The organism is Pseudomonas moorei (assembly GCF_042846945.1).
Lineage (GTDB): Bacteria > Pseudomonadota > Gammaproteobacteria > Pseudomonadales > Pseudomonadaceae > Aquipseudomonas > Aquipseudomonas moorei.
In genome coordinates this window covers 1,981,814-1,999,910 of the sequence record NZ_AP035776.1, presented here as the reverse complement: position 1 = coordinate 1,999,910, position 18,097 = coordinate 1,981,814, and the positions used below count along the sequence as shown (strand labels likewise).

General features: G+C 61.0%; 17 protein-coding genes and 1 pseudogene. 13 read left to right on the top strand and 5 right to left on the bottom strand.

The window, feature by feature from the left end; translation table 11 throughout:
• Nucleotides 1–93: 93 nt before the first annotated feature.
• Complete coding sequence (locus ACGJAX_RS09320) at nt 94–987, bottom strand: PA4780 family RIO1-like protein kinase (RefSeq protein WP_090328771.1); 894 nt, start codon at nt 985–987, stop codon at nt 94–96.
• 345 nt (nt 988–1,332) lie between these two features.
• On the opposite strand from ACGJAX_RS09320, the pseudogene ACGJAX_RS09315 reads away from it, so the two are divergent.
• Nucleotides 1,333–2,475: pseudogene (locus tag ACGJAX_RS09315) on the top strand (cache domain-containing protein); the annotation flags it as partial.
• 138 nt (nt 2,476–2,613) lie between these two features.
• The gene (locus tag ACGJAX_RS09310; RefSeq protein WP_390959830.1) at nt 2,614–3,381 is read left to right on the top strand and encodes a methyl-accepting chemotaxis protein; all 768 of its coding nucleotides are present in this window, start codon (nt 2,614–2,616) and stop codon (nt 3,379–3,381) included.
• Between the two features lie 90 nt (nt 3,382–3,471).
• On the opposite strand, the gene ACGJAX_RS09305 is transcribed toward ACGJAX_RS09310, so the two are convergent.
• Nucleotides 3,472–4,263, bottom strand: coding sequence for a helix-turn-helix transcriptional regulator (locus ACGJAX_RS09305; protein ID WP_090328766.1), 792 nt, complete (start codon nt 4,261–4,263; stop codon nt 3,472–3,474).
• Between the two features lie 191 nt (nt 4,264–4,454).
• Nucleotides 4,455–5,732 (bottom strand): acetyl-CoA C-acetyltransferase, encoded by a 1,278-nt coding sequence (locus ACGJAX_RS09300; RefSeq protein ID WP_090328764.1) that lies wholly within the window; start codon nt 5,730–5,732, stop codon nt 4,455–4,457.
• Nucleotides 5,733–5,994: 262 nt separating this feature from the next.
• On the opposite strand from ACGJAX_RS09300, the gene ACGJAX_RS09295 reads away from it, so the two are divergent.
• Nucleotides 5,995–7,347, top strand: a complete 1,353-nt coding sequence (locus ACGJAX_RS09295; protein ID WP_390958535.1) for a 3-oxoacyl-ACP reductase — start codon at nt 5,995–5,997, stop codon at nt 7,345–7,347.
• A 2-nt stretch (nt 7,348–7,349) separates the two neighbouring features.
• Complete coding sequence (locus tag ACGJAX_RS09290; protein WP_390958533.1) at nt 7,350–8,204, top strand: MaoC/PaaZ C-terminal domain-containing protein; 855 nt, start codon at nt 7,350–7,352, stop codon at nt 8,202–8,204.
• 138 nt (nt 8,205–8,342) lie between these two features.
• On the opposite strand, the gene ACGJAX_RS09285 is transcribed toward ACGJAX_RS09290, so the two are convergent.
• Both ACGJAX_RS09285 and ACGJAX_RS09280 read right to left on the bottom strand, forming a co-directional pair.
• A complete protein-coding gene (locus tag ACGJAX_RS09285; protein WP_090328758.1) occupies nt 8,343–8,756 on the bottom strand; it encodes a response regulator in 414 nt (137 codons plus the stop codon).
• Between the two features lie 71 nt (nt 8,757–8,827).
• Nucleotides 8,828–9,034, bottom strand: coding sequence for a Flp family type IVb pilin (locus ACGJAX_RS09280; RefSeq protein ID WP_247258156.1), 207 nt, complete (start codon nt 9,032–9,034; stop codon nt 8,828–8,830).
• Between the two features lie 324 nt (nt 9,035–9,358).
• Here ACGJAX_RS09280 and cpaB point away from each other — a divergent pair, with 324 nt between their 5' ends.
• The 9 genes from cpaB (at nt 9,359) to ACGJAX_RS09235 (ending at nt 17,920) form a co-directional block, all read left to right on the top strand.
• Nucleotides 9,359–10,312, top strand: coding sequence for a Flp pilus assembly protein CpaB (gene cpaB / locus ACGJAX_RS09275; protein ID WP_390958531.1), 954 nt, complete (start codon nt 9,359–9,361; stop codon nt 10,310–10,312).
• A gap of 21 nt (nt 10,313–10,333) precedes the next feature.
• Nucleotides 10,334–11,596 carry a pilus assembly protein N-terminal domain-containing protein gene (locus tag ACGJAX_RS09270; protein ID WP_390958529.1) on the top strand — a complete coding sequence of 421 codons (1,263 nt, stop codon included), beginning with the start codon at nt 10,334–10,336 and terminating at the stop codon, nt 11,594–11,596.
• Nucleotides 11,593–12,777 carry a pilus assembly protein gene (locus tag ACGJAX_RS09265; protein WP_248916881.1) on the top strand — a complete coding sequence of 395 codons (1,185 nt, stop codon included), beginning with the start codon at nt 11,593–11,595 and terminating at the stop codon, nt 12,775–12,777. Before ACGJAX_RS09270 ends, ACGJAX_RS09265 begins: the two co-directional genes overlap by 4 nt.
• Entirely contained in the window at nt 12,777–14,057 is a 1,281-nt protein-coding gene (locus tag ACGJAX_RS09260; protein ID WP_247258159.1) for a CpaF family protein, read from the top strand. Before ACGJAX_RS09265 ends, ACGJAX_RS09260 begins: the two co-directional genes overlap by 1 nt.
• Nucleotides 14,058–14,067: 10 nt before the next feature.
• Nucleotides 14,068–14,952, top strand: coding sequence for a type II secretion system F family protein (locus ACGJAX_RS09255; protein ID WP_390958526.1), 885 nt, complete (start codon nt 14,068–14,070; stop codon nt 14,950–14,952).
• Entirely contained in the window at nt 14,949–15,839 is an 891-nt protein-coding gene (locus ACGJAX_RS09250; RefSeq protein ID WP_248916884.1) for a type II secretion system F family protein, read from the top strand. Before ACGJAX_RS09255 ends, ACGJAX_RS09250 begins: the two co-directional genes overlap by 4 nt.
• A gap of 10 nt (nt 15,840–15,849) precedes the next feature.
• The gene (locus ACGJAX_RS09245) at nt 15,850–16,569 is read left to right on the top strand and encodes a tetratricopeptide repeat protein (RefSeq protein WP_390958524.1); all 720 of its coding nucleotides are present in this window, start codon (nt 15,850–15,852) and stop codon (nt 16,567–16,569) included.
• Nucleotides 16,570–16,581: 12 nt separating this feature from the next.
• Nucleotides 16,582–16,857, top strand: a complete 276-nt coding sequence (locus tag ACGJAX_RS09240; RefSeq protein WP_090328739.1) for a DUF3613 domain-containing protein — start codon at nt 16,582–16,584, stop codon at nt 16,855–16,857.
• 193 nt (nt 16,858–17,050) lie between these two features.
• Entirely contained in the window at nt 17,051–17,920 is an 870-nt protein-coding gene (locus ACGJAX_RS09235; RefSeq protein WP_390958522.1) for a hypothetical protein, read from the top strand.
• Nucleotides 17,921–18,097 lie beyond the last annotated feature (177 nt).

Genomic DNA, 18,097 nt, shown 5'->3' with positions numbered 1-18,097 from the left:
ATCGCGGGCAAGCCCGCGAAGGCCGACGATCATCCATATTGAATCTGTAACCCTACAAAAAACCCGGCCGAAGCCGGGTTTTTCTTTAGCTGATTACTGCATCCACGGCGGTGGTGGCTCTTCGGCCTTGCCCGGTGGCGCGTCATCCGCGGCACGCGCCGCTTGCTTGCGCTCTTCATCGAGCCGTGCAGCCTCGATCTCACGCATGATGCCGCTCACGTCAGCCAACTCTTCCGGTTCGTCGAACTCACCGGTCAAGACGCTGGCCGGGTGCAAGGTGCCGGCCTCGTACAAGGCCCACATTTCCTTGGCGTACCGGGTCTTTTTCAACTCCGGCGCGAACCGCCCGAAGTAGGACGCCATGTTGCCCACGTCCCGCTCCAGCATGCTGAACGCGTGGTTGTTGCCCGCCGCGTCCACCGCTTGCGGCAAGTCAATGATCACCGGACCGGTCGGGGTCAGCAACACGTTGAACTCGGACAAGTCACCGTGCACCAGACCGGTACACAGCATCAGCACGATCTGCGAAATCAGAAAGGCGTGATACTCGCGAGCCTGATCCGGTTCCAGCACCACGTCGTTCAGACGCGGCGCGGCATCACCATACTCGTCGGCCACCAACTCCATCAGCAGCACGCCTTCGAGGAAGTCGTACGGCTTGGGCACTCGCACACCGGCATTGGCCAGACGGAACAGCGCCGCCACTTCGGCGTTCTGCCAGGCGTCTTCGGTTTCCTTGCGGCCGAACTTGGAGCCCTTGGCCATGGCGCGGGCCTGACGGCTGTTGCGCACCTTGCGGCCTTCCTGGTACTCGGCCGCCTGACGAAAACTGCGTTTGTTCGCCTCCTTGTAGACCTTCGCGCAACGTAACTGGTTACCGCAGCGCACCACATAAACAGCTGCTTCTTTACCACTCATGAGTGGGCGCAGCACTTCGTCGACCAGACCGTCCTCGATCAGGGGTTCAATGCGTTTTGGAGTCTTCATCAGCTTTTATTGTGGGTCCTTTATTACCAAACACGCGAAAGTCATTCGTTATACGGCAATCCACTCACGGGGGGGAGGGGGTGCCGACCTATGAACGTCGAGGATGCACACAATGTGCCGGATTCATCACGAAAACCTGACGACCGTTACCGGCCGCCGCGGATCATAGCCGAGCCCGCAGCACCTGTTGCCTACAGGTCACAAGGTCATTTGTGACAGAAGCTGACATCCCGGTTTCATACCCTTCGTAGGATTTTTCAGATTAGCCCTCAATTTCCACCGACAACTGCCGAAGTCCTCAGTGACAAACTGATTTGTCCGACAATCGTTCGCACAACAAAAACGATGCCGCACTCACGGAACCGGGTTGAAAACGAACGTTTACGGCTGCCAATAAACCGCGAGTCATCTGCACTTCGTGGGCCTACAAGAAAATCTGGAGCGCGGATGAACATCAAACAGAAGTTGACCTGGGCGTTTGCAATCATCGCCTGCCTACCCGTGGTGCTGGTCGCCACCCTCGTTGTGCTGAACCTGCGCAGTGATGCCAAGGACGAATTCGTCGACAGCAGCGGTCGCGAAATCCGTCAGGTCAGCAATGCCATGCAACTGTTCTTTGACGGCATCAGCCAGAACGTCGAATACCTGGCCAAGCAACCGCTGATCAAAAACTCCGACGACAGCCTCAAGACCTACATGGCCGCCAACGCCGAAAGCGTTCCCCAAGGCGAGATGGACAAGAAAGTCTTCGGCCTGCTCCAGGACCTGGGTAACAGCCATCCGTCCTACGCCTACGCCATTCTCGGCACGGCGGCAGGCGGTTATGTGTCGTGGCCGGACGATCCCAAGCTGAGCAACTACGACCCGCGCCAGCGTCCCTGGTACAAGGCGGCCCAGGCCAAACCGGGCAAGCCGTTCCGCACCGAGGCTTACTACTGGGCCCAGGACGACTCGACCTACGTCAGCACCGTGCGCACCATCGACAACAAACTGGGCACCAATGGCGGCGTGGTCAGCATCGACGTGACGCTCAAGCAGCTCACCGAAATCGTCAAACAGATCAAGCTCGGTGAAACCGGCTACCTGATGTTGCTGGAAAATACCGGCACCGTACTGGTCGACCCGAAACAACCGGAGCACAACTTCAAGGCACTGAACAGCCTCGGCGAGGGTTACGCGCAACTGGCCAAGGCCGGCAAAGGCCTGGTCGAAGTCGAGCTCAATGGCGAGCGCTACATGGCCAACGTCTGGCCATCGGAGCAACTGGGCTGGACCTTCATCGGCCTGATCAAACAGAAAGACGTGATGAGTTCCGCGACCCAACTGACCTGGTTGATCGCCATCATCGCCGCGGTACTGGCATTGATCTTCGCAGTCGTCGGCGCCAGTTTCGCCAGCGTCATCGTGCGCCCGATCCGCAGCGTGGCTGACGGCCTGGAAGGCATCGCCCAGGGCGAAGGCGACCTGACCAAAAACCTGCAAATCCGTGGCAGCGACGAAACCGCGCAACTGGCCAACTGGTTCAACCAGTTCCTGACCGCGATTCGCAACCTGATCCAGAACATCGGCGGTGCCGCGACCAGGATCCTGGCCACTTCCAAGAGCTCGACCCAGGTCTCCAGTGACATGGCCGAAGCCGCCGGGCGCCAGCGTGAGGCGGTGGACATGGTGTCCACGGCGTTCCACGAAATGGTCGCCACCGCCAACGAAGTGGCCCGCTCTTGCAGCCAGGCCGCCGAATCGGCCGACAGCGGCCAGCGCCAGGCCCGTGAAGGCCAGCAACAGATTGACGCAGCGGTGACCAGCGTCGATCGCCTGAGCCAGGAAATCGAACAGTCGGCCCAGTCGATGCAACAGCTGGAGCGCGACAGCAACGACATTCAGTCGATTCTCGGGACCATTCGTTCGATTGCCGAGCAGACCAACCTGTTGGCACTGAACGCCGCCATCGAGGCTGCACGCGCCGGTGAGCAAGGTCGTGGTTTCGCGGTGGTCGCCGATGAAGTGCGGGCCCTGGCCAAACGCACCGCCGACTCCACGGCGGAAATCGACGGGCTGCTGGGCAACCTGGCCAAGCGCACCAGCCAGGTCACCCAGCAAATGCATGCGAGCCTGGAAGTGTCGCAGCAATCGGTCACGCGCATCGGCGAAGCCCGCAGCAGCTTCGGGCAGATTCGCGAGTCGGTGGACGTGATCCGTGACATGAACACCCAGATCGCCACGGCGGCTGAGCAACAGCATCAAGTGGCCGAAGACATCAACCGGCACATCAGCCAGATCCATGGCGATGCGCAGTTGGTGGCGGAACTGGCGAACTCGGCGCGCCTGGATTCCCAGAGCCTGGCCGGGTTGTCGAATGAGCTGGACGGGTTGGTGCGCCGCTTCCGCACCTGACCGGCGACCGCTTCGCGGTCGATCGCTGGCACGCCAGCTCCTACAAGATTTGCGTCACCTGTGGGAGCTGGCTTGCCAGCGAAGGCTTCATCACTGCCGAAACAACTCTCCCGGCGTAAACCCGAACAGACCTTTGAACGCCGCAATAAACGCCGACGTCGAGTCATACCCACAGGCCAGCGCGGCATTGGTCACGCTGTCGCCCTCCTCCAGCAAACTCAACGACGACAGCAACCGCATGCGCTGGCGCCAGCTGCGGAAGCTCAACCCCGTTTCGCGCTGAAACAGGCGCATCAGGGTTTTCTCCGAAGTGCCCAAGCGCTCTGCCCACGCCTGCAACGTCACGTTCTGCTCGGGATTTTCGATCAGCTCGTTGCACAACCCCAGCAACCGTTGATGCCGGGGCAACGGCAGGGAAAACCCGACTTCCGGCAACGTCGCCAACTGATCCAGCAGCACACTCACCAGCCGCGCCTGCGGGCTATCGCCCTGCGGATACTCCACCGGCAGCAGGCAAAAACTCTTGATCAGTTCACGGGCCAGTGGCGTCACTTCCAGCACCCGGCAACGCCCGTCCGCCCACTGACAATCCTCGCGACGCACGTAGAGGCTGCGCATCTCGGCGCGCATCGACGTCACCACTTGATGCTCCAGATCCGCCGGAATCCAGATCCCCCACTGCGGCGGTGCGAAGAAACTGCCCTCGGCGGTGTGCACGCCGAGTACGCCACTGATCGCATAGGAAAACTGCACCCAGTCGTGGCGATGGGACGGCGTCCACGAACCGGCATTGAGGCTCTCCACCCGCGCATACAGCGGACGCGGCAACGTCTTGAGGGGTGGAATGCTCCGTTCGAGGGTGATTTGTCCGTTAGTCGGCATTGACTGGCCTTATGTTGCAAGACGGCTGATGGGGCCGACGTTAGGCCATGTCACACATCTATTCAACACCGGTGGTCCTTGTGGGAGAGGGCTTGCCCGCGATAGCGGTATGTCAGGCAACAGAGATGTTGAATGTGCAGCCCCCATCGCGGGCAAGCCCGCTCCCACAGTTTTTTCGCTGACTTCAAAAATCAGCGCTCGATGATGGCGGTGACGCCCTGCCCTCCCGCAGCACAGATCGAGATCAGGCCCCGGCCTTTGCCTGCCGCATCCAACAGCTTCGCCAGGTTGGCAACGATGCGTCCGCCCGTGGCGGCAAACGGGTGCCCGGCCGCCAGCGAGCTGCCTTTGACGTTGAGCCGGCTGCGATCGATCGAGCCCAAAGGCGCATCGAGGCCGAGGCGGGTCTTGCAGTAGTCCGGGTCCTCCCAGGCTTTCAAGGTGCAGAGCACTTGCGCGGCGAAGGCTTCATGGATTTCGTAGTAATCGAAGTCCTGCAACGTCAGGCCATTGCGCGCCAGCAAGCGCGGCACCGCATACACCGGTGCCATTAACAGCCCTTCGGCGCCGTTGACGAAGTCCACCGCCGCCGCCTCGCCGTCGCGCAGGTACGCCAGAATCGGCAAGCCACGTTCCCTGGCCCACGCTTCACTGCCCAGCAGCACCAGTGATGCACCATCGGTCAGCGGCGTGGAGTTGCCCGCCGTCAGGGTACCCTTGGCACTTTTTTCATAGGCCGGTTTGAGTGCGGCAAGCTTTTCCAGCGTCGAGTCCGCACGCAGGTTGTTGTCACGGGTGAGACCGAGGAAGGGTGTCATCAAATCGTTGTGCCAGCCTTCGGCATAGGACGCGGCCAGTTTTTGATGGCTCTCCAGGGCCAGTTGATCCTGTGCTTCGCGAGGAATGTTCCAGGTCTGCGCCATCAATTCGCAGTGCTGCCCCATGGACAAGCCGGTTCGCGGCTCGCCATTGCGCGGGAATTCGGGGATCAGGTCACGGGGACGCAACTGCAGAAAGGTTTTCAGTTTGTCGCCGGTGGTTTTGGCGCGATTGGCTTGCAGCAGAATCTTGCGCAGGCCCTCACTGACGCTGATCGGCGCATCCGACGTGGTGTCGACCCCACCGGCAATGCCACAGTCGATCTGGCCCAGGGCAATCTTGTTCGCCACCAGCAACGCGGCTTCCAGTCCGGTGCCACAGGCTTGCTGGATGTCATAGGCAGGCGTCATGGGTGACAACCGCGAGCCGAGCACGCATTCGCGGGTCAGGTTCATGTCCCGCGACAGCTTGAGCACCGCCCCGGCAACCACTTCCCCGATGCGCAGGCCATGCAGGTTGTAGCGCTCGATCAGGCCTTCGAGGGCAGCCGTGAGCATGGCCTGGTTACTGGCGGTGGCGTATGGACCGTTGGAGCGGGCGAAGGGAATCCGGTTACCGCCGATGATCGCGACGCGGCGCAGCTGAGTCATGAAAAGCTCCCTATCAACATCTGAAAGTTAAATCCGCCCCTGTGGGAGCGAGCCTGCTCGCGATGGCGATTGTTCAGTCACATCAACGTTGAATGTGCTGCCGTCATCGCGAGCAGGCTCGCTCCCACACGGACTGCGTTCCACATAAATCCGCTGTTCAATCTAATCTGCTGTGGTCAAGCGTAGGCCTTATCTCGTGGATCGAACGACTGATCGCCATTCGTGGTCCACACTTTGAACCTCAGCTGCTGGAGCGCGTTCCATGTCTGACCGCTATATCGACTTCGCCAATTCCTCCATCGGCCATCGTCTGGTCGGGGCCTTGGGCCTGCCTTCGCCGGTTCGCCTGGAGCGCTGGCAAGCCGGCCGCCTGCGCCCGGTCGAGGGTGCGCTGCTGATCGGCGGCGGGCCGCTGGCGGAAAGCGTCAGCGCCTTCGCCAATCGCCTGACCGACGCGATCTACAGCTACGGCACCGAGCCTTCGCTGGCCACCGGCTGGATTCCCGGCCATGGACCCAAGCTCAAGGCCGTGGTGTTCGATGCCTCTCATCTGGTGCACACCGATCAACTCAAACAGCTGCGCGAGTTCTTCCAGCCCCTGTTGAAGAACCTCGACCACTGCGCACACCTGGTCATTCTCGGGCGTGAGCCGCAGACCTTGAGCGACCCTTTCGCCGCCAGTGCCCAGCGTGCGATTGAGGGGTTCAGCCGTTCACTGGCCAAGGAACTGCGCAGCGGCGGCACCTTGCAGCTGATCCATGTCGGCGAAGGCGCCGAAGATCAACTGGAAGGCCCGCTGCGGTTTTTCCTCTCGCCCAAAAGCGCTTTCGTCTCCGGGCAAGTGATTCGCCTGAACGCCTGCGACACCCAGGTCACGGACTGGACCCGGCCCCTGTCCGGGCGCAAGGCGCTGGTTACGGGTGCAGCACGCGGCATTGGCGCCGCCATCGCCGAAACCCTGGCTCGTGACGGCGCCGACGTCATTCTGCTCGACGTGCCCCCGGCCAAAACCGATCTCGACGCCCTCGCTGCACGCCTGGGCGGGCGCAGCATCACCCTCGACATCTGCGCCGAGGACGCCGCCACGCAACTGGTCGAACAGTTGCCCGACGGCATCGATATCGTGGTGCACAACGCCGGCATCACCCGCGACAAAACCCTGGCCAACATGACGCCGGAGTTCTGGGACGCGGTGCTCGCGGTCAACCTCAATGCCCCGCAAGTCCTGACCAAGGCCTTGCTCGATAACGGCACCTTGCGTGACCACGGCCGGGTCATCCTGCTGGCGTCGATCAGTGGCATCGCCGGCAATCGCGGACAAACCAACTACGCGGCGAGCAAGGCCGGGCTGATCGGTCTCGCGCAGGCCTGGGCGCCGCTGTTGCAGGCCAGGGGCATCAGCATCAATGCGGTCGCGCCGGGGTTTATCGAAACCCAGATGACCGCACATATTCCCTTCGGCCTGCGCGAAGCCGGACGACGCATGAGTTCCCTGGGCCAGGGCGGTCTGCCGCAAGACGTCGCCGAAGCGGTCGCCTGGCTCGCCCAACCGGGCACGGGTGCGTTCACCGGGCAAGCCTTGCGCGTCTGTGGACAAAGTGTTCTGGGGGCTTAGGCATGATCACTGACTGGCACACACTCAACCGCGAGCCGAGCCTGCCGGGGCTGTATTTACGCGCGGCGACGCGACGAAAAATCACTGGCACCACCCTGCCCGACTCCGGTTTGCGTTGCTGGGTCGATGTCGATCCGCAACGCCTGGCGGCCTATCGCAACGTCTGCGGCTACGCCGACAACGGCTTGTTGCCGCCGACCTATCCACACATCCTCGCCTTCGCCTTGCAGATGCAACTGCTGACGGCCAAAGACTTTCCGTTTCCGCTGCTCGGGTTGATTCACCTGAGCAATCGCCTCCGCGTGCTGCGCCCCATGGGGGCGGTCAATCGGGTCCGGGTCAGCGTGCAAGTGCAGAACCTGCAGCCCCATGCCAAGGGGGCGACCTTCGATCTGGTGACGACCCTGGGCGATCAACTGGGATCGCTGTGGGAAGCCGAAAGCCGGATGCTCTGTCGCGGCGTCAAGCTTGAGGGCGAACCCGTCGAGCAAGTCTTGGACTCGACCCTGCCGCTGAGCGAAGTCGCGCACTGGAAAGCCCCTTCGGATATCGGCCGGCAGTACGCCAGGGTGTCCGGCGACTACAACCCGATTCACCTCAGTGCAGCCAGCGCCAGACTGTTCGGGTTTCCTTCGGCCATCGCCCACGGCTTGTGGCTGAAGGCACGCACGCTGGCCGCGCTGGTCGATCATCTGCCGGCGGCAAGCCTCGAAATCATGGTGCAATTCAAGAAACCGGTACGTCTGCCCAGCGAGGTGACGTTGCTCGCCAGTGCGGCGGGGTCGAGCGGCGATCTGCGCTTGATCGGCGCCGGGGAGCTGGAGCACATGACTGGCCATTGGCGGCCGCTTGCCTGAGAAAATCTGTGGGAGCCGGCGGGCTGGCGAAGCATTCTGGATGGTGCCGTGTTTTTTAGGTCGCCTTCTCCAGCTAGCCAGCGCCTACCGGGGACACGCCGTTACCGAAAAAATGAATTCACGCGCCATCAGCAACGTTCAGGGGTAAACCAACTGAAGCCTCGGCTGAGGAAACAGGTTGTTCAACGTCTCCAGCAGCCGCACGTGATAGATCGGCTTGCGAAACAGATCCAGCACCTGCAACCGCAACATGTCACTGACATCCTCCATGCCTGCATGCCCGGACATCACAATCACCGGCAAATGCTGGCGCGACGTGTGTTCGCGCAAGCGCTTGATCAACGACATGCCACTCTCCTCCGGCATGCGCAGGTCGGTGATGACCAGTGCGATATCCGGATGGAGTGTCAAATGCTGCAACGCCAGTTTGACCGACGTCGCGGTAAAACAGATAAAGCCCTCGCCCTCCAGCAATTCTGCCAATTCAAGTAACGCATCTTCCTCGTCGTCGACCAGTAGAAGTTGCTGGCGCGAAAGCACAGGAGCGTTCATAGGAAACACCTGGAATGGGTTAGCGCTGACATTAAAATCAGTCGTTCTACATTGGAAAGTTGCTCAGTGCCTCAACTACCACCCAATGCCGTCGAAATTTTGCCAAAGATATTCGTGATCGTAGTTCCCATGCCTGCACTTAGCCCGGCAATGACCACCGCCACCATCGCCGCCACAATGGCGTACTCAATACCCGAAGCCCCTTCGGTATCTTTGGCCAGACTTTTATAGAAATCGATCTCGGATTTGATCTTCTGAACAACCTTGGCGAAAGACATGACGTTCTCCTTGATGACTGCGGGTGTTGCACCGACGCAACATGATTCCCCTATGCCAGCACCAGCATTGTCGGCATTTCCCCGGTCATCAACTATAAGAACGCATTAATACGAAAGTATTAGTCATTTGGTTGGCGTCAAAGAACCTGACATTTCAGGTTAATCGTTCACTTTTATCAGATATTTCGGTGTCCGTAATGGCATTTTGCACTAGCTGCGCTAGGGTCAAATAGCGAATCAGTCCAATGTTCATAGCTGCCTTATTGCAAAGTTTTCTCGTTCTCCAAGACGGGATTTGTGCGCAGCAGGAAAGGGAGAGCCGTCGTGAACAGTCGTGCCATTCTGGGTCTTGCCGGACTGTCTCTGGTGGGCGCTGTCATTGCCGGTTATTGGGGCTTCACCCTGAGCCGACAACCGGCCGCCGAACCTGTGGTTGCGCAACCTCAAATCGTAACCCCGTCCCCTGCCACTCCCCCGGCAGCGGCGCCACAGGAAGAAGACACCCGCCAACCCGTCGTCGTGCTGTTGCATGACATCGCTCCATTCGTGCAAATCACTGCTGCCGACGTGGCCGTGGAAAAACTCCGCACTGCCCCTGCCGGCAGCTTCACCCGTCTCGATCAAGCGATCGGTCGCACGCCTTGGCGCAGCCTGCGCGCCGGTACCTGGCTCAGTGACGAAAGCTTCGAAGCCGGCAGCAAACTGGCACGGATGATTCGTTCGGACGAACGCGCGCTCGCCGTTTCAGTCGATGAAGTCATCAATGCCGGCGGACAACTGGCACCGGGGGACTATGTCGATGTCTTACTGTTTTTGCGCATGGACACCATCAACCTCCAACCCTCCGCGCAACTGGTGATCCCGGCAGTGCGCGTGCTGGGGGTGGGCGAACAGTTGGGCCTGACCAACGATGGGCAACCCACCAGCCCGGCCTACAGCAACGATGAAAAGCTCAAGCAGGAACAACAGCGCGTCAGCGCCCGTACCGTCCTGCTCGCCGTTCCCGCGCCACTGGTGAGTCGCCTGATGCTCGCCACCCAGGCCGGGGTATTGCGCCTGGCCGTGCGCAGTGCGGATGAAAAACGCCTGGCCCGCTATTGGGCCGGCGAGAGTGATTCCCCGGCCAACCTCGCCAACGCCAATCGCGAGTTGATCCAGTTCAATCAACTGGCCATGACCGCACCGCCCAAACCCGTCGTCGCCAGTGCCCCCGCCGCACCGAGAAAATCGGGCGTGGAAGTCATTCGCGGCAATGAACTCACTCAACAGACCCCCTGAATCGAGCAAGGACGGCTTTCCATGCGCAGACGTATTATTCCGTTATTCAACGGTTTGATCTGGGCCATCTTTCTGGGCAGCCTGCCGTTGACGGCAGCCATGGCGGCAGGCGGAAACTGCGCCGCGCTGGGCCCGTTACCCGCCACCGTGGAAGTCGGCGAAGGGCAGCAACAGGAACTGCAATCGCCCGTTCCCATCACCCGCCTGGCCGTGGGCGACCCGAAAATCGCCGACGTGCGGGTCAACGGCAACCAGGCGTTCCTGCTCACCGGGATGGCCCCCGGCACTACCAGCCTGATGGTCTGGACCGCCTGCGCCAGTGCTCCGCGCCAAAGCATGGTGTTCGTCCAGGGGCGCGCCACCGCCGCCATGACCAGCGCTGCGCGGCTGCCATCGGATAATCCGTTACTGCCGTCGCAGGTGCAGACCGACATCCGCTTCGTCGAAGTCAGCCGGACCAAACTCAAGGAAGCCAGCACCTCGATCTATGGCAAAAACTCGAACTTCCTGTTCGGCTCTCCCGGCACGGTGCCCAATACGGCGGTGACCCCCCGCGTGCTGCCGCTGCGCAACATCGATCCGCGCATCGCCGTCCCCAGCATTCCCCTGGCCAACGATGTGTTCAATATCGTCGCCGGTGGCGGCAACTTCCTCGCCATCATCAATGCCATGGAAAGCAGCGGCTTCGCCTACACCCTGGCACGCCCGAGCCTGGTAGCCCTCAGCGGACAGAGCGCGAGCTTCCTCGCCGGTGGTGAAATCCCGATCCCGATCCCCAGCGCCAACAGCAACAGCTACTCCATCGAATACAAGGAGTTCGGCATCCGCCTGACGCTCACGCCGACGGTGGTCAGCAATGATCAGATCGCCCTCAAGGTCGCCCCCGAGGTCAGCGAACTGGACTACAACAATGCCGTGACCATCGGCGGCACCACGGTGCCGGCGTTCACCATCCGCCGCACGGACACCAGCATCTCCCTGGCCGACGGCGAGAGCTTTGTCATCAGTGGTTTGATCAGCACGCAAAACGGCTCGCAGGTCAGCAAGTTTCCGGGCCTGGGTGACATTCCGATTCTCGGCGCGTTTTTCCGCAGTTCTTCGATCAGCCGTGAAGAGCGCGAACTGCTGATGATCGTCACCCCGCACCTGGTCCAGCCGCTGGCCGCCAACGCGCAATTGCCATCGTTGCCCGGGGAAAAACTGCGCAACTACGACCCCAACTGGTATCGCCTGTATTTCCTCGAAAACGGCGACTTCGATAAACGCAGCGGGTTATCGCAATGAGCCAGAACCTGAGCCAGACCTTCCTCGCGATCACGCGCAACCACACTGACCTGGAGTGGCTGCAGGGTGCCCTGGCGCCGCTGGGACAAGTGGTCAGCGCCGGCTCCGGCAGCCTCGACGAGCTGCTGGCGCTGGTGGACGTGACCTGCGCCAGCCTGGTGTTCGTCGGCCTCGACCGCGAACACGTGGTGGCCCAATGCGCGTTGATCGAGGGCGCCCTGGAAGCCAAGCCGATGCTCGCGATCGTCGCCCTGGGCGATGGCATGGACAACCAGCTCGTGCTCAATGCCATGCGCGCGGGTGCGCGGGATTTCGTTTCTTATGGGTCGCGCTCCAGCGAAGTCTCGGGGCTGGTGCGACGTCTGAGCAAACGCCTGCCGGCCGTGTCACCGAGTACCCAACTGGGTGGCCTGACCGTGCTGTATGGCGTGCAGAGCAACGCCGACGGCGCACTGCTGGCCAATCACATGGCGCAAGTGGTGCAGAAGAGCGGGCAGCAAACACTGTTGCTCGACCTCGGGCTGCCGCGCGGTGACAGCCTGGCCTTGCTCGGTCTGGAGAGTTCGTTTCACTTCGGCGATGCCTTGCGGCATATGCGCCGGCTCGACGCGACCCTGATCGACAGCGCCTTCACCCGTTGCGAAGTCGGGCTGCGGATCCTTGCCTACGCCGATAACGACGAACCGCTGGAACACACCAGCGCCGCCGAGTTGTACATGCTGCTCAGCGCCCTGCGCCAACACTTCCAGCACATCGTGGTGAACCTCACCGGGCAGCCGGACAGCGAAGCCCTGCGCACCTTCGTCAGCCACTGCGACAAGCTGTTGTGGTACACCGATCAGAACGTGCTCGACTGTCGCCGCAATCTCGCCGTGCTCAACCTGTGGCGCGAAAAAGGCATGAAGCTCGATCACGCCAGGCTGTTGGTGGACCGTTACCTGCGCAGCGTCGCACCGGACTCCGAGGCCCTGGGCAAAAGCTTCGGCATGGAAATCTTCGCCACCCTCGCCTACAGCCCGGAAGTGCGCCTGAACGCCAAGAATCAGGGGGTGACCCTGTTCGAACTGGCACCACGGGAAATCCTCACGCAAAGCCTGCGAACCCTCGGTGAGCGCCTGGCCAAGCGCTCTGAAACCCTGGCCAAACCCAAATCCTGGTTCAGCCGTTTGAGAGGTGTGTGATGAGCGGCGAAAAACTGTTCGGCGCAACCCAGCGCAGCGTGGCCGGCAACTCCGACCACGAAGGTCTGAAACTGGTGCTGCACCGCTACATCATCGATGCCATCGAAGAGTCCGGTCAAAACCTGCTGGAAGGGTCACGCCAAACGCTGTCGCAGTTCGTCGTCGACAAAGTGGCCGAATACATCGCGCGCCTGCATTTGGCGATTTCCCGTTATGAGATGGAGCGCCTGGCCGAGGAGATCGTCGACGAGCTCACCGGTTTCGGCCCGCTGGAAGTGTTGTTGCGAGATTCGGCGGTGACCGAAATTCTGGTCAACGGCCCGCACCGGGTGTTCATCGAGCGCGACGGTTTGCTGCACCAGAGTGATTTGCGCTTCATCGATGCGCACCACGTCGAGCGCGTTATCCAGCGCATTCTTGCGCCCCTCGGTCGGCGGCTCGACGAATCGTCACCGATGGTCGATGCGCGCCTGCCCGATGGCAGCCGGGTCAATGCGATCATTCCACCGATTGCCCTCGACGGCCCGTGCCTGTCGATCCGCAAATTCCGCCAGGACATGCTCAACAGCACCGACCTGATGACCATGCAAACCATCGATCAGGCCATCTTCGACTTCCTCAAGGAGGCGGTGGGCAAGCGCTGCAACATCCTGATCAGTGGCGGCACCGGCACAGGCAAGACCACGCTGCTGAACATTCTCAGCCAGTTGATCAATCCCCACGAACGGCTGGTGACCATCGAAGACATCGCCGAACTGCAATTGGGCCACCCCCATGTGGTGCGCCTGGAAACCCGTCCGCCGAATGCCGAGGGTCACGGCGAAGTGAAGTCCAGCGACCTGATCCGCAACGCCCTGCGGATGCGCCCGGACCGGATCATCCTCGGCGAGATCCGCGGCGTCGAAGTGGTCGACGTGCTCACCGCGATGAACACCGGCCACGACGGCTCCATGAGTACCGTGCACGCCAACAATGCCCAGGATGCGCTGTTGCGCCTGGAAACCCTGGTCGGCCTGACGGGCCGCAGCATCGCCGAACGGACCTTGCGCCAAATGATCTGCGCGGCGCTGGACGTGGTGATCCAGTTGACGCGCCTGCCCGACGGCCGCCGTTGCGTCAGCGAAGTGGTGGAGGTGATCGGCATTCGTGAAGACGTGTATGTGACCAATACGCTGTTCCGCCTCGACCGCCGCAGCGGCTTCGGTTTCATGCGTGAGGCCACCCACCCTGCCGGTGACAAACTGCGTCGCGAGTCGACACTCTCTCCCTTGGCGTACTGAAGGTTACGGCATGTTCAAACCGCTGCTGCTCATCCTCGTTAGCCTGGCCTTGCTTGGTCTGTCGGCTCGCCTGCTTTATCGCGGGTTGCGCCAGCCCGGCACCCAACGCGTTCTGGAGCGCCTGACCCAGGGACAACCGGAGCGGGTGACGCAGAAATCGTCCTGGGTGGCACTGGATCGCGCCTTTTTGCGTGCAGGCCTCGCGCGGCCGACAGAGCGCCTGAAGCTTTGGCTGGCACTTTGGGGCCTGGCTGTTTTGCTCGGGTTCGCGGCGGCCGGCTGGGTCGGTCTCATTGCGCTGCTACTGATGCCTCCCCTGCTCCTGCGCCTGTACATCAATTGGCGCTATCAACGCCGGCTCAAGCGCATGATCGAACAGTTACCGACACTGCTTGACCATGCGGTGCGCAGCCTGAAGTCCGGACGCACCCTGGCCGATGCGGTGCTGGGCGCCGTGAATGTGGCGGAGGACCCACTGAAAAATGCCATGGGCCGGATACAGCGCAGCGTACAACTGGGCGTCAGCCTGCCGGACGCCGCCACGGATTTCGCCGAGCTGTACGACAAAGACGAACTGCGCCTGTTTGCCCTCGGCCTGAAGGTCAACCACCGCTATGGCGGCAACGCCAGCGAGCTGCTGGAAAACCTGATCAAGCTGATCCGCGAACGCGAGCAAGCGGCTCGTCAATTGAGCGCCATGACGGGTGAAACCCGCGTCACGGCGGTGGTCCTGGCGCTGTTGCCGGTCGCCGTCGCCGGCTACTTCTTGGTTTCTAACCCGAAGTACCTGCTCAGCATGTGGAACGACGGCTCCGGGCAATTGATGCTGGTGAGCGCGTTCGCTTTGCAGGTGTTCGGCTGTCTGGCGCTGTGGCGGATGTTGAAACACCTATGAACCTGTCGATGCTGCTGAGCTCACTGCTGTTTCTGTTGGCATCGCTGCTGCTGTTGAGCGTCGTGCTGGAACTGCGTCGGCGCGCACGGCAAGTGGTGCAACGACTGGACGGCAAAGCGCCGAGCGAACCTCGCTTCAGCCAGTGGTTGCTGGCCTTGGGCACCAGCCGGTTGGGGCAGCAGTCGGTCAAACTCGACAACGAAACCCAGACACTGCTCAACCGCCTCGGCTGGCGCACCGCGCGCAAACGCGCCTTGTATGCGGCATTCCAGGTGGGCGTGCCGCTGCTGGCACTGGCCTTGAGTGTGCTGATTCAAGAGCTGTTCTTTGCGCAGGTCGTCAATCGCTGGATCGCGCCGACGTTTGCCACCGGCATGGGTTATCTGCTGCCCAAACGTCTGCTGGCGGCGGCTGCGCAACGTCGGCAAAAAAAACTGGCGATCGAGATTTCGACCTTTATTCCGCTGCTGCGCATCCTGTTCGAATCGGGCATGGCCGTGGAGCAATCGCTACGCGTGTTGAGCAACGACGGCAAACAGCTGTTGCCGACGCTCACCCATGAGCTGCGCCTGGTATTGGCCCGGGTCGATTCCGGCCTGGAGCTGGGCGACGAGCTGAACAAGGCGAGCCGCTTGCTGGCGGTGGACGAGTTCACCGACACCTGCGTGATTCTGCAACAGCTGATCCACCAGGGCGGCGGTGCGATGAAGTCCTTGCTGGCGCTCAAGCTGTTGCTCGATGACCGGCGCCTGACGCGCCTGCAGGAGCACGTCTCCAAGATGTCCGCCAAAATGTCCGTCGTGATGATGTTGTTCCTCTTCCCGGCGTTATTGATCGTACTGGCCGGCCCGGGCTTCACCGCCCTCGCCCGGGCTTTTGCTTCCTAGGGGGTTTGTGATGAAAGCAATGATTGCCGGTTTGAGTCTGCTGTTGCTGGGCGGTTGCGCGAGCAATGGCCAGACACCCTGGAGCGCCCTGACCGACTCCGCCAGCTGCGGCAAATTGAACTCTGAAGAACAGCTGTCACTGAACCTTGCCGACGAAATGGCCAACGACGGCAAGCTGCACGCCAGCCTGGCCAACCTGCAGAACCTGCCGGACAACCTGGCCGACGTGCGTTTGCGCAAGGCCAAGGTTTATCGGCTGCTGGGCCGCAGCGAAGCCGAGCCGCTGTACCGCAGCCTGCTCGGCGGCTGCAAGGCCGCCGAGGCCGAACATGGCCTGGGTCAACTCGCCGCCGCCCGGGGCGACAACGGCCAGGCTCAGTCCCACCTGCAACGGGCGGCGCGCCTGGCGCCCACTGACGAAAAAATCCGCAATGACCTCGGCGTGGTGTACCTCAATCAATTGCGTGTCGAAGACGCCCGGTTCGAATTCCTCACCGCCCTCGAACTCAAGCAAAACAACACCCTGGCAGGACTGAATCTGGTGACCTTGCTGATCTATCAGGATGACTGGAGCCGCGCCGCCGAACTGGTCAGCCGCCTCGGCCTGAGTCCCGCCCAGGTCACCGAGGCTCAGGCACGCGCGGAAAAACTCAAGACGCCAGCCAAGACCGGCCCGACCGTCGCCGCGCAAGTCGCCATCGCCACCGCACCCGCACCCGCCCTTCAGTAGGGAGAGCCCAGGATGAAAACAACCACCTTCTGCTGCCTCGGCCTGCTGGCCCTGCCCCTCACCAGCCACGCCATCGACCCCGGCCCGAACTCGCCACAACAACAGGAAACCGAAGGCTGGCTGCAACTGCAAACCAACAAGACCGCCGCCTCACAAAAACTGCAAACCGCTACCGCAACCGAACGGGAACTTACGATGCAGCGCTGGTTGAAAACTTATCAGCACGAGATCCCGCAGTTCTTTGATCAGGATGCGGGCGGGAAGGTAAGTAGCGGATCGGGGAATTAGCTTGGTTGATAGCGGCTGTAGGGCCGCGCGCGCTCGCTCATAGCTGTGCATGGTCGCAAGGATTGTGATCTATGAAAATCACGCCACTCATAACCACTTCCAGGAAGAGAACTGTCAAGTTTGACAGTAGACGCCTCTTTTCATTTGGGCGGAGCATTGGTCTCCCACTCATTGACCCTGGAAGGGCAGAAAAATGCGCAATCGAACTGACGACAAAGCACCCACATTAGAACCACCGGCCTTCAACACACCTCGTAATGGAGACAGCTTTCCAACAAACAAAATTCCCGTTTCAGGCACCAGTTACCTGCGCCCGCCAACCAAGGTCTGGGTGCTTTTTGATAAAGGTCATTGGGAACCGAATACGGTTTTTGAGGTTGACGAAAATGGACGCTGGGGAGGAACGCTGGACTGGGGATACGCACTTGAGCCAGGTACTAACAAAATCGTAGCCAGGCATGAACGCGGTGCTGAATACTCCAATGACAGCGCGCCAGTGACATTCAACATAGAAATGCCCGCTATTTTCATCGAAACTCCCACAGAGGGAAGTGAAGTTCCCCCCGCTACCGCATTTACAGGGAGAGGGGTACCTGGTGCCACGGTGAAAGTCGTCATGGCGGAAAATGAAAGTGAAGTGGTAGCGACCGGGGATGTTTACTCGGGAGGGGACTGGAGAGTCAGTGGACAGAATGACTACTTACTTCCACCAGGTAACGTGAGTGTCAAAGCGAGGTTGGTCTATAACGACGGCTTATCTCCATGGAGTGAACCCCGTAGTTTCATCGTCACGATTTATCCACCGCAAATTCTGGTTCCTGCTTCTAACGCCGTAGTTCCCAGCCGTACGGAGATCTCAGGTCGAGGATTTCCGGGCGCCCTCGTGGAAGTCAAGACGGCCGATACCCCTGCGATCAGTCTTGGCACGGTAAAAGTCGGCGATGACAAGACATGGCTTTTGCCTGTTGTTCTCGACCAGGGCATTTATGAGATTGAAGCGTTCCAGACCAACAGGGGAATGACTTCAACGCCAAGCAGAAAGGTTCGCTTCACGGTGAGCTGATAGGCCTTGTGTATTTTGCAGGCCCCCTTCGCCAGTGCAAGCCAGCTCAGGTGCCGCGGTACTTGGGGTGAGCGTCATGCTGTAGCAGCTAGCTGGTTTGCTGGCGAAGGATTCTGGATTAGGTGGTGGTTTGCAGGAAGCCCTCGCGGGCAAGCCAGCTCCCACAGGAAAGCTGCA

Excerpts from the sequence above, each read along its gene's own strand:
- ACGJAX_RS09240 (WP_090328739.1), top strand. The coding sequence starts at position 16,582 with ATGAAAACAACCACCTTCTGCTGCCTCGGCCTGCTGGCCCTGCCCCTC.
- ACGJAX_RS09245 (WP_390958524.1), top strand. The coding sequence starts at position 15,850 with ATGAAAGCAATGATTGCCGGTTTGAGTCTGCTGTTGCTGGGCGGTTGC.
- ACGJAX_RS09290 (WP_390958533.1), top strand. The coding sequence starts at position 7,350 with ATGATCACTGACTGGCACACACTCAACCGCGAGCCGAGCCTGCCGGGG.
- ACGJAX_RS09305 (WP_090328766.1), bottom strand. The coding sequence starts at position 4,263 with ATGCCGACTAACGGACAAATCACCCTCGAACGGAGCATTCCACCCCTC.
- ACGJAX_RS09255 (WP_390958526.1), top strand. The coding sequence starts at position 14,068 with ATGTTCAAACCGCTGCTGCTCATCCTCGTTAGCCTGGCCTTGCTTGGT.
- ACGJAX_RS09300 (WP_090328764.1), bottom strand. The coding sequence starts at position 5,732 with ATGACTCAGCTGCGCCGCGTCGCGATCATCGGCGGTAACCGGATTCCC.
- ACGJAX_RS09260 (WP_247258159.1), top strand. The coding sequence starts at position 12,777 with ATGAGCGGCGAAAAACTGTTCGGCGCAACCCAGCGCAGCGTGGCCGGC.
- ACGJAX_RS09295 (WP_390958535.1), top strand. The coding sequence starts at position 5,995 with ATGTCTGACCGCTATATCGACTTCGCCAATTCCTCCATCGGCCATCGT.
- ACGJAX_RS09320 (WP_090328771.1), bottom strand. The coding sequence starts at position 987 with ATGAAGACTCCAAAACGCATTGAACCCCTGATCGAGGACGGTCTGGTC.
- ACGJAX_RS09285 (WP_090328758.1), bottom strand. The coding sequence starts at position 8,756 with ATGAACGCTCCTGTGCTTTCGCGCCAGCAACTTCTACTGGTCGACGAC.
- ACGJAX_RS09270 (WP_390958529.1), top strand. The coding sequence starts at position 10,334 with ATGCGCAGACGTATTATTCCGTTATTCAACGGTTTGATCTGGGCCATC.
- ACGJAX_RS09235 (WP_390958522.1), top strand. The coding sequence starts at position 17,051 with ATGCGCAATCGAACTGACGACAAAGCACCCACATTAGAACCACCGGCC.
- ACGJAX_RS09310 (WP_390959830.1), top strand. The coding sequence starts at position 2,614 with ATGGCCGAAGCCGCCGGGCGCCAGCGTGAGGCGGTGGACATGGTGTCC.
- ACGJAX_RS09265 (WP_248916881.1), top strand. The coding sequence starts at position 11,593 with ATGAGCCAGAACCTGAGCCAGACCTTCCTCGCGATCACGCGCAACCAC.
- ACGJAX_RS09250 (WP_248916884.1), top strand. The coding sequence starts at position 14,949 with ATGAACCTGTCGATGCTGCTGAGCTCACTGCTGTTTCTGTTGGCATCG.
- ACGJAX_RS09280 (WP_247258156.1), bottom strand. The coding sequence starts at position 9,034 with ATGTCTTTCGCCAAGGTTGTTCAGAAGATCAAATCCGAGATCGATTTC.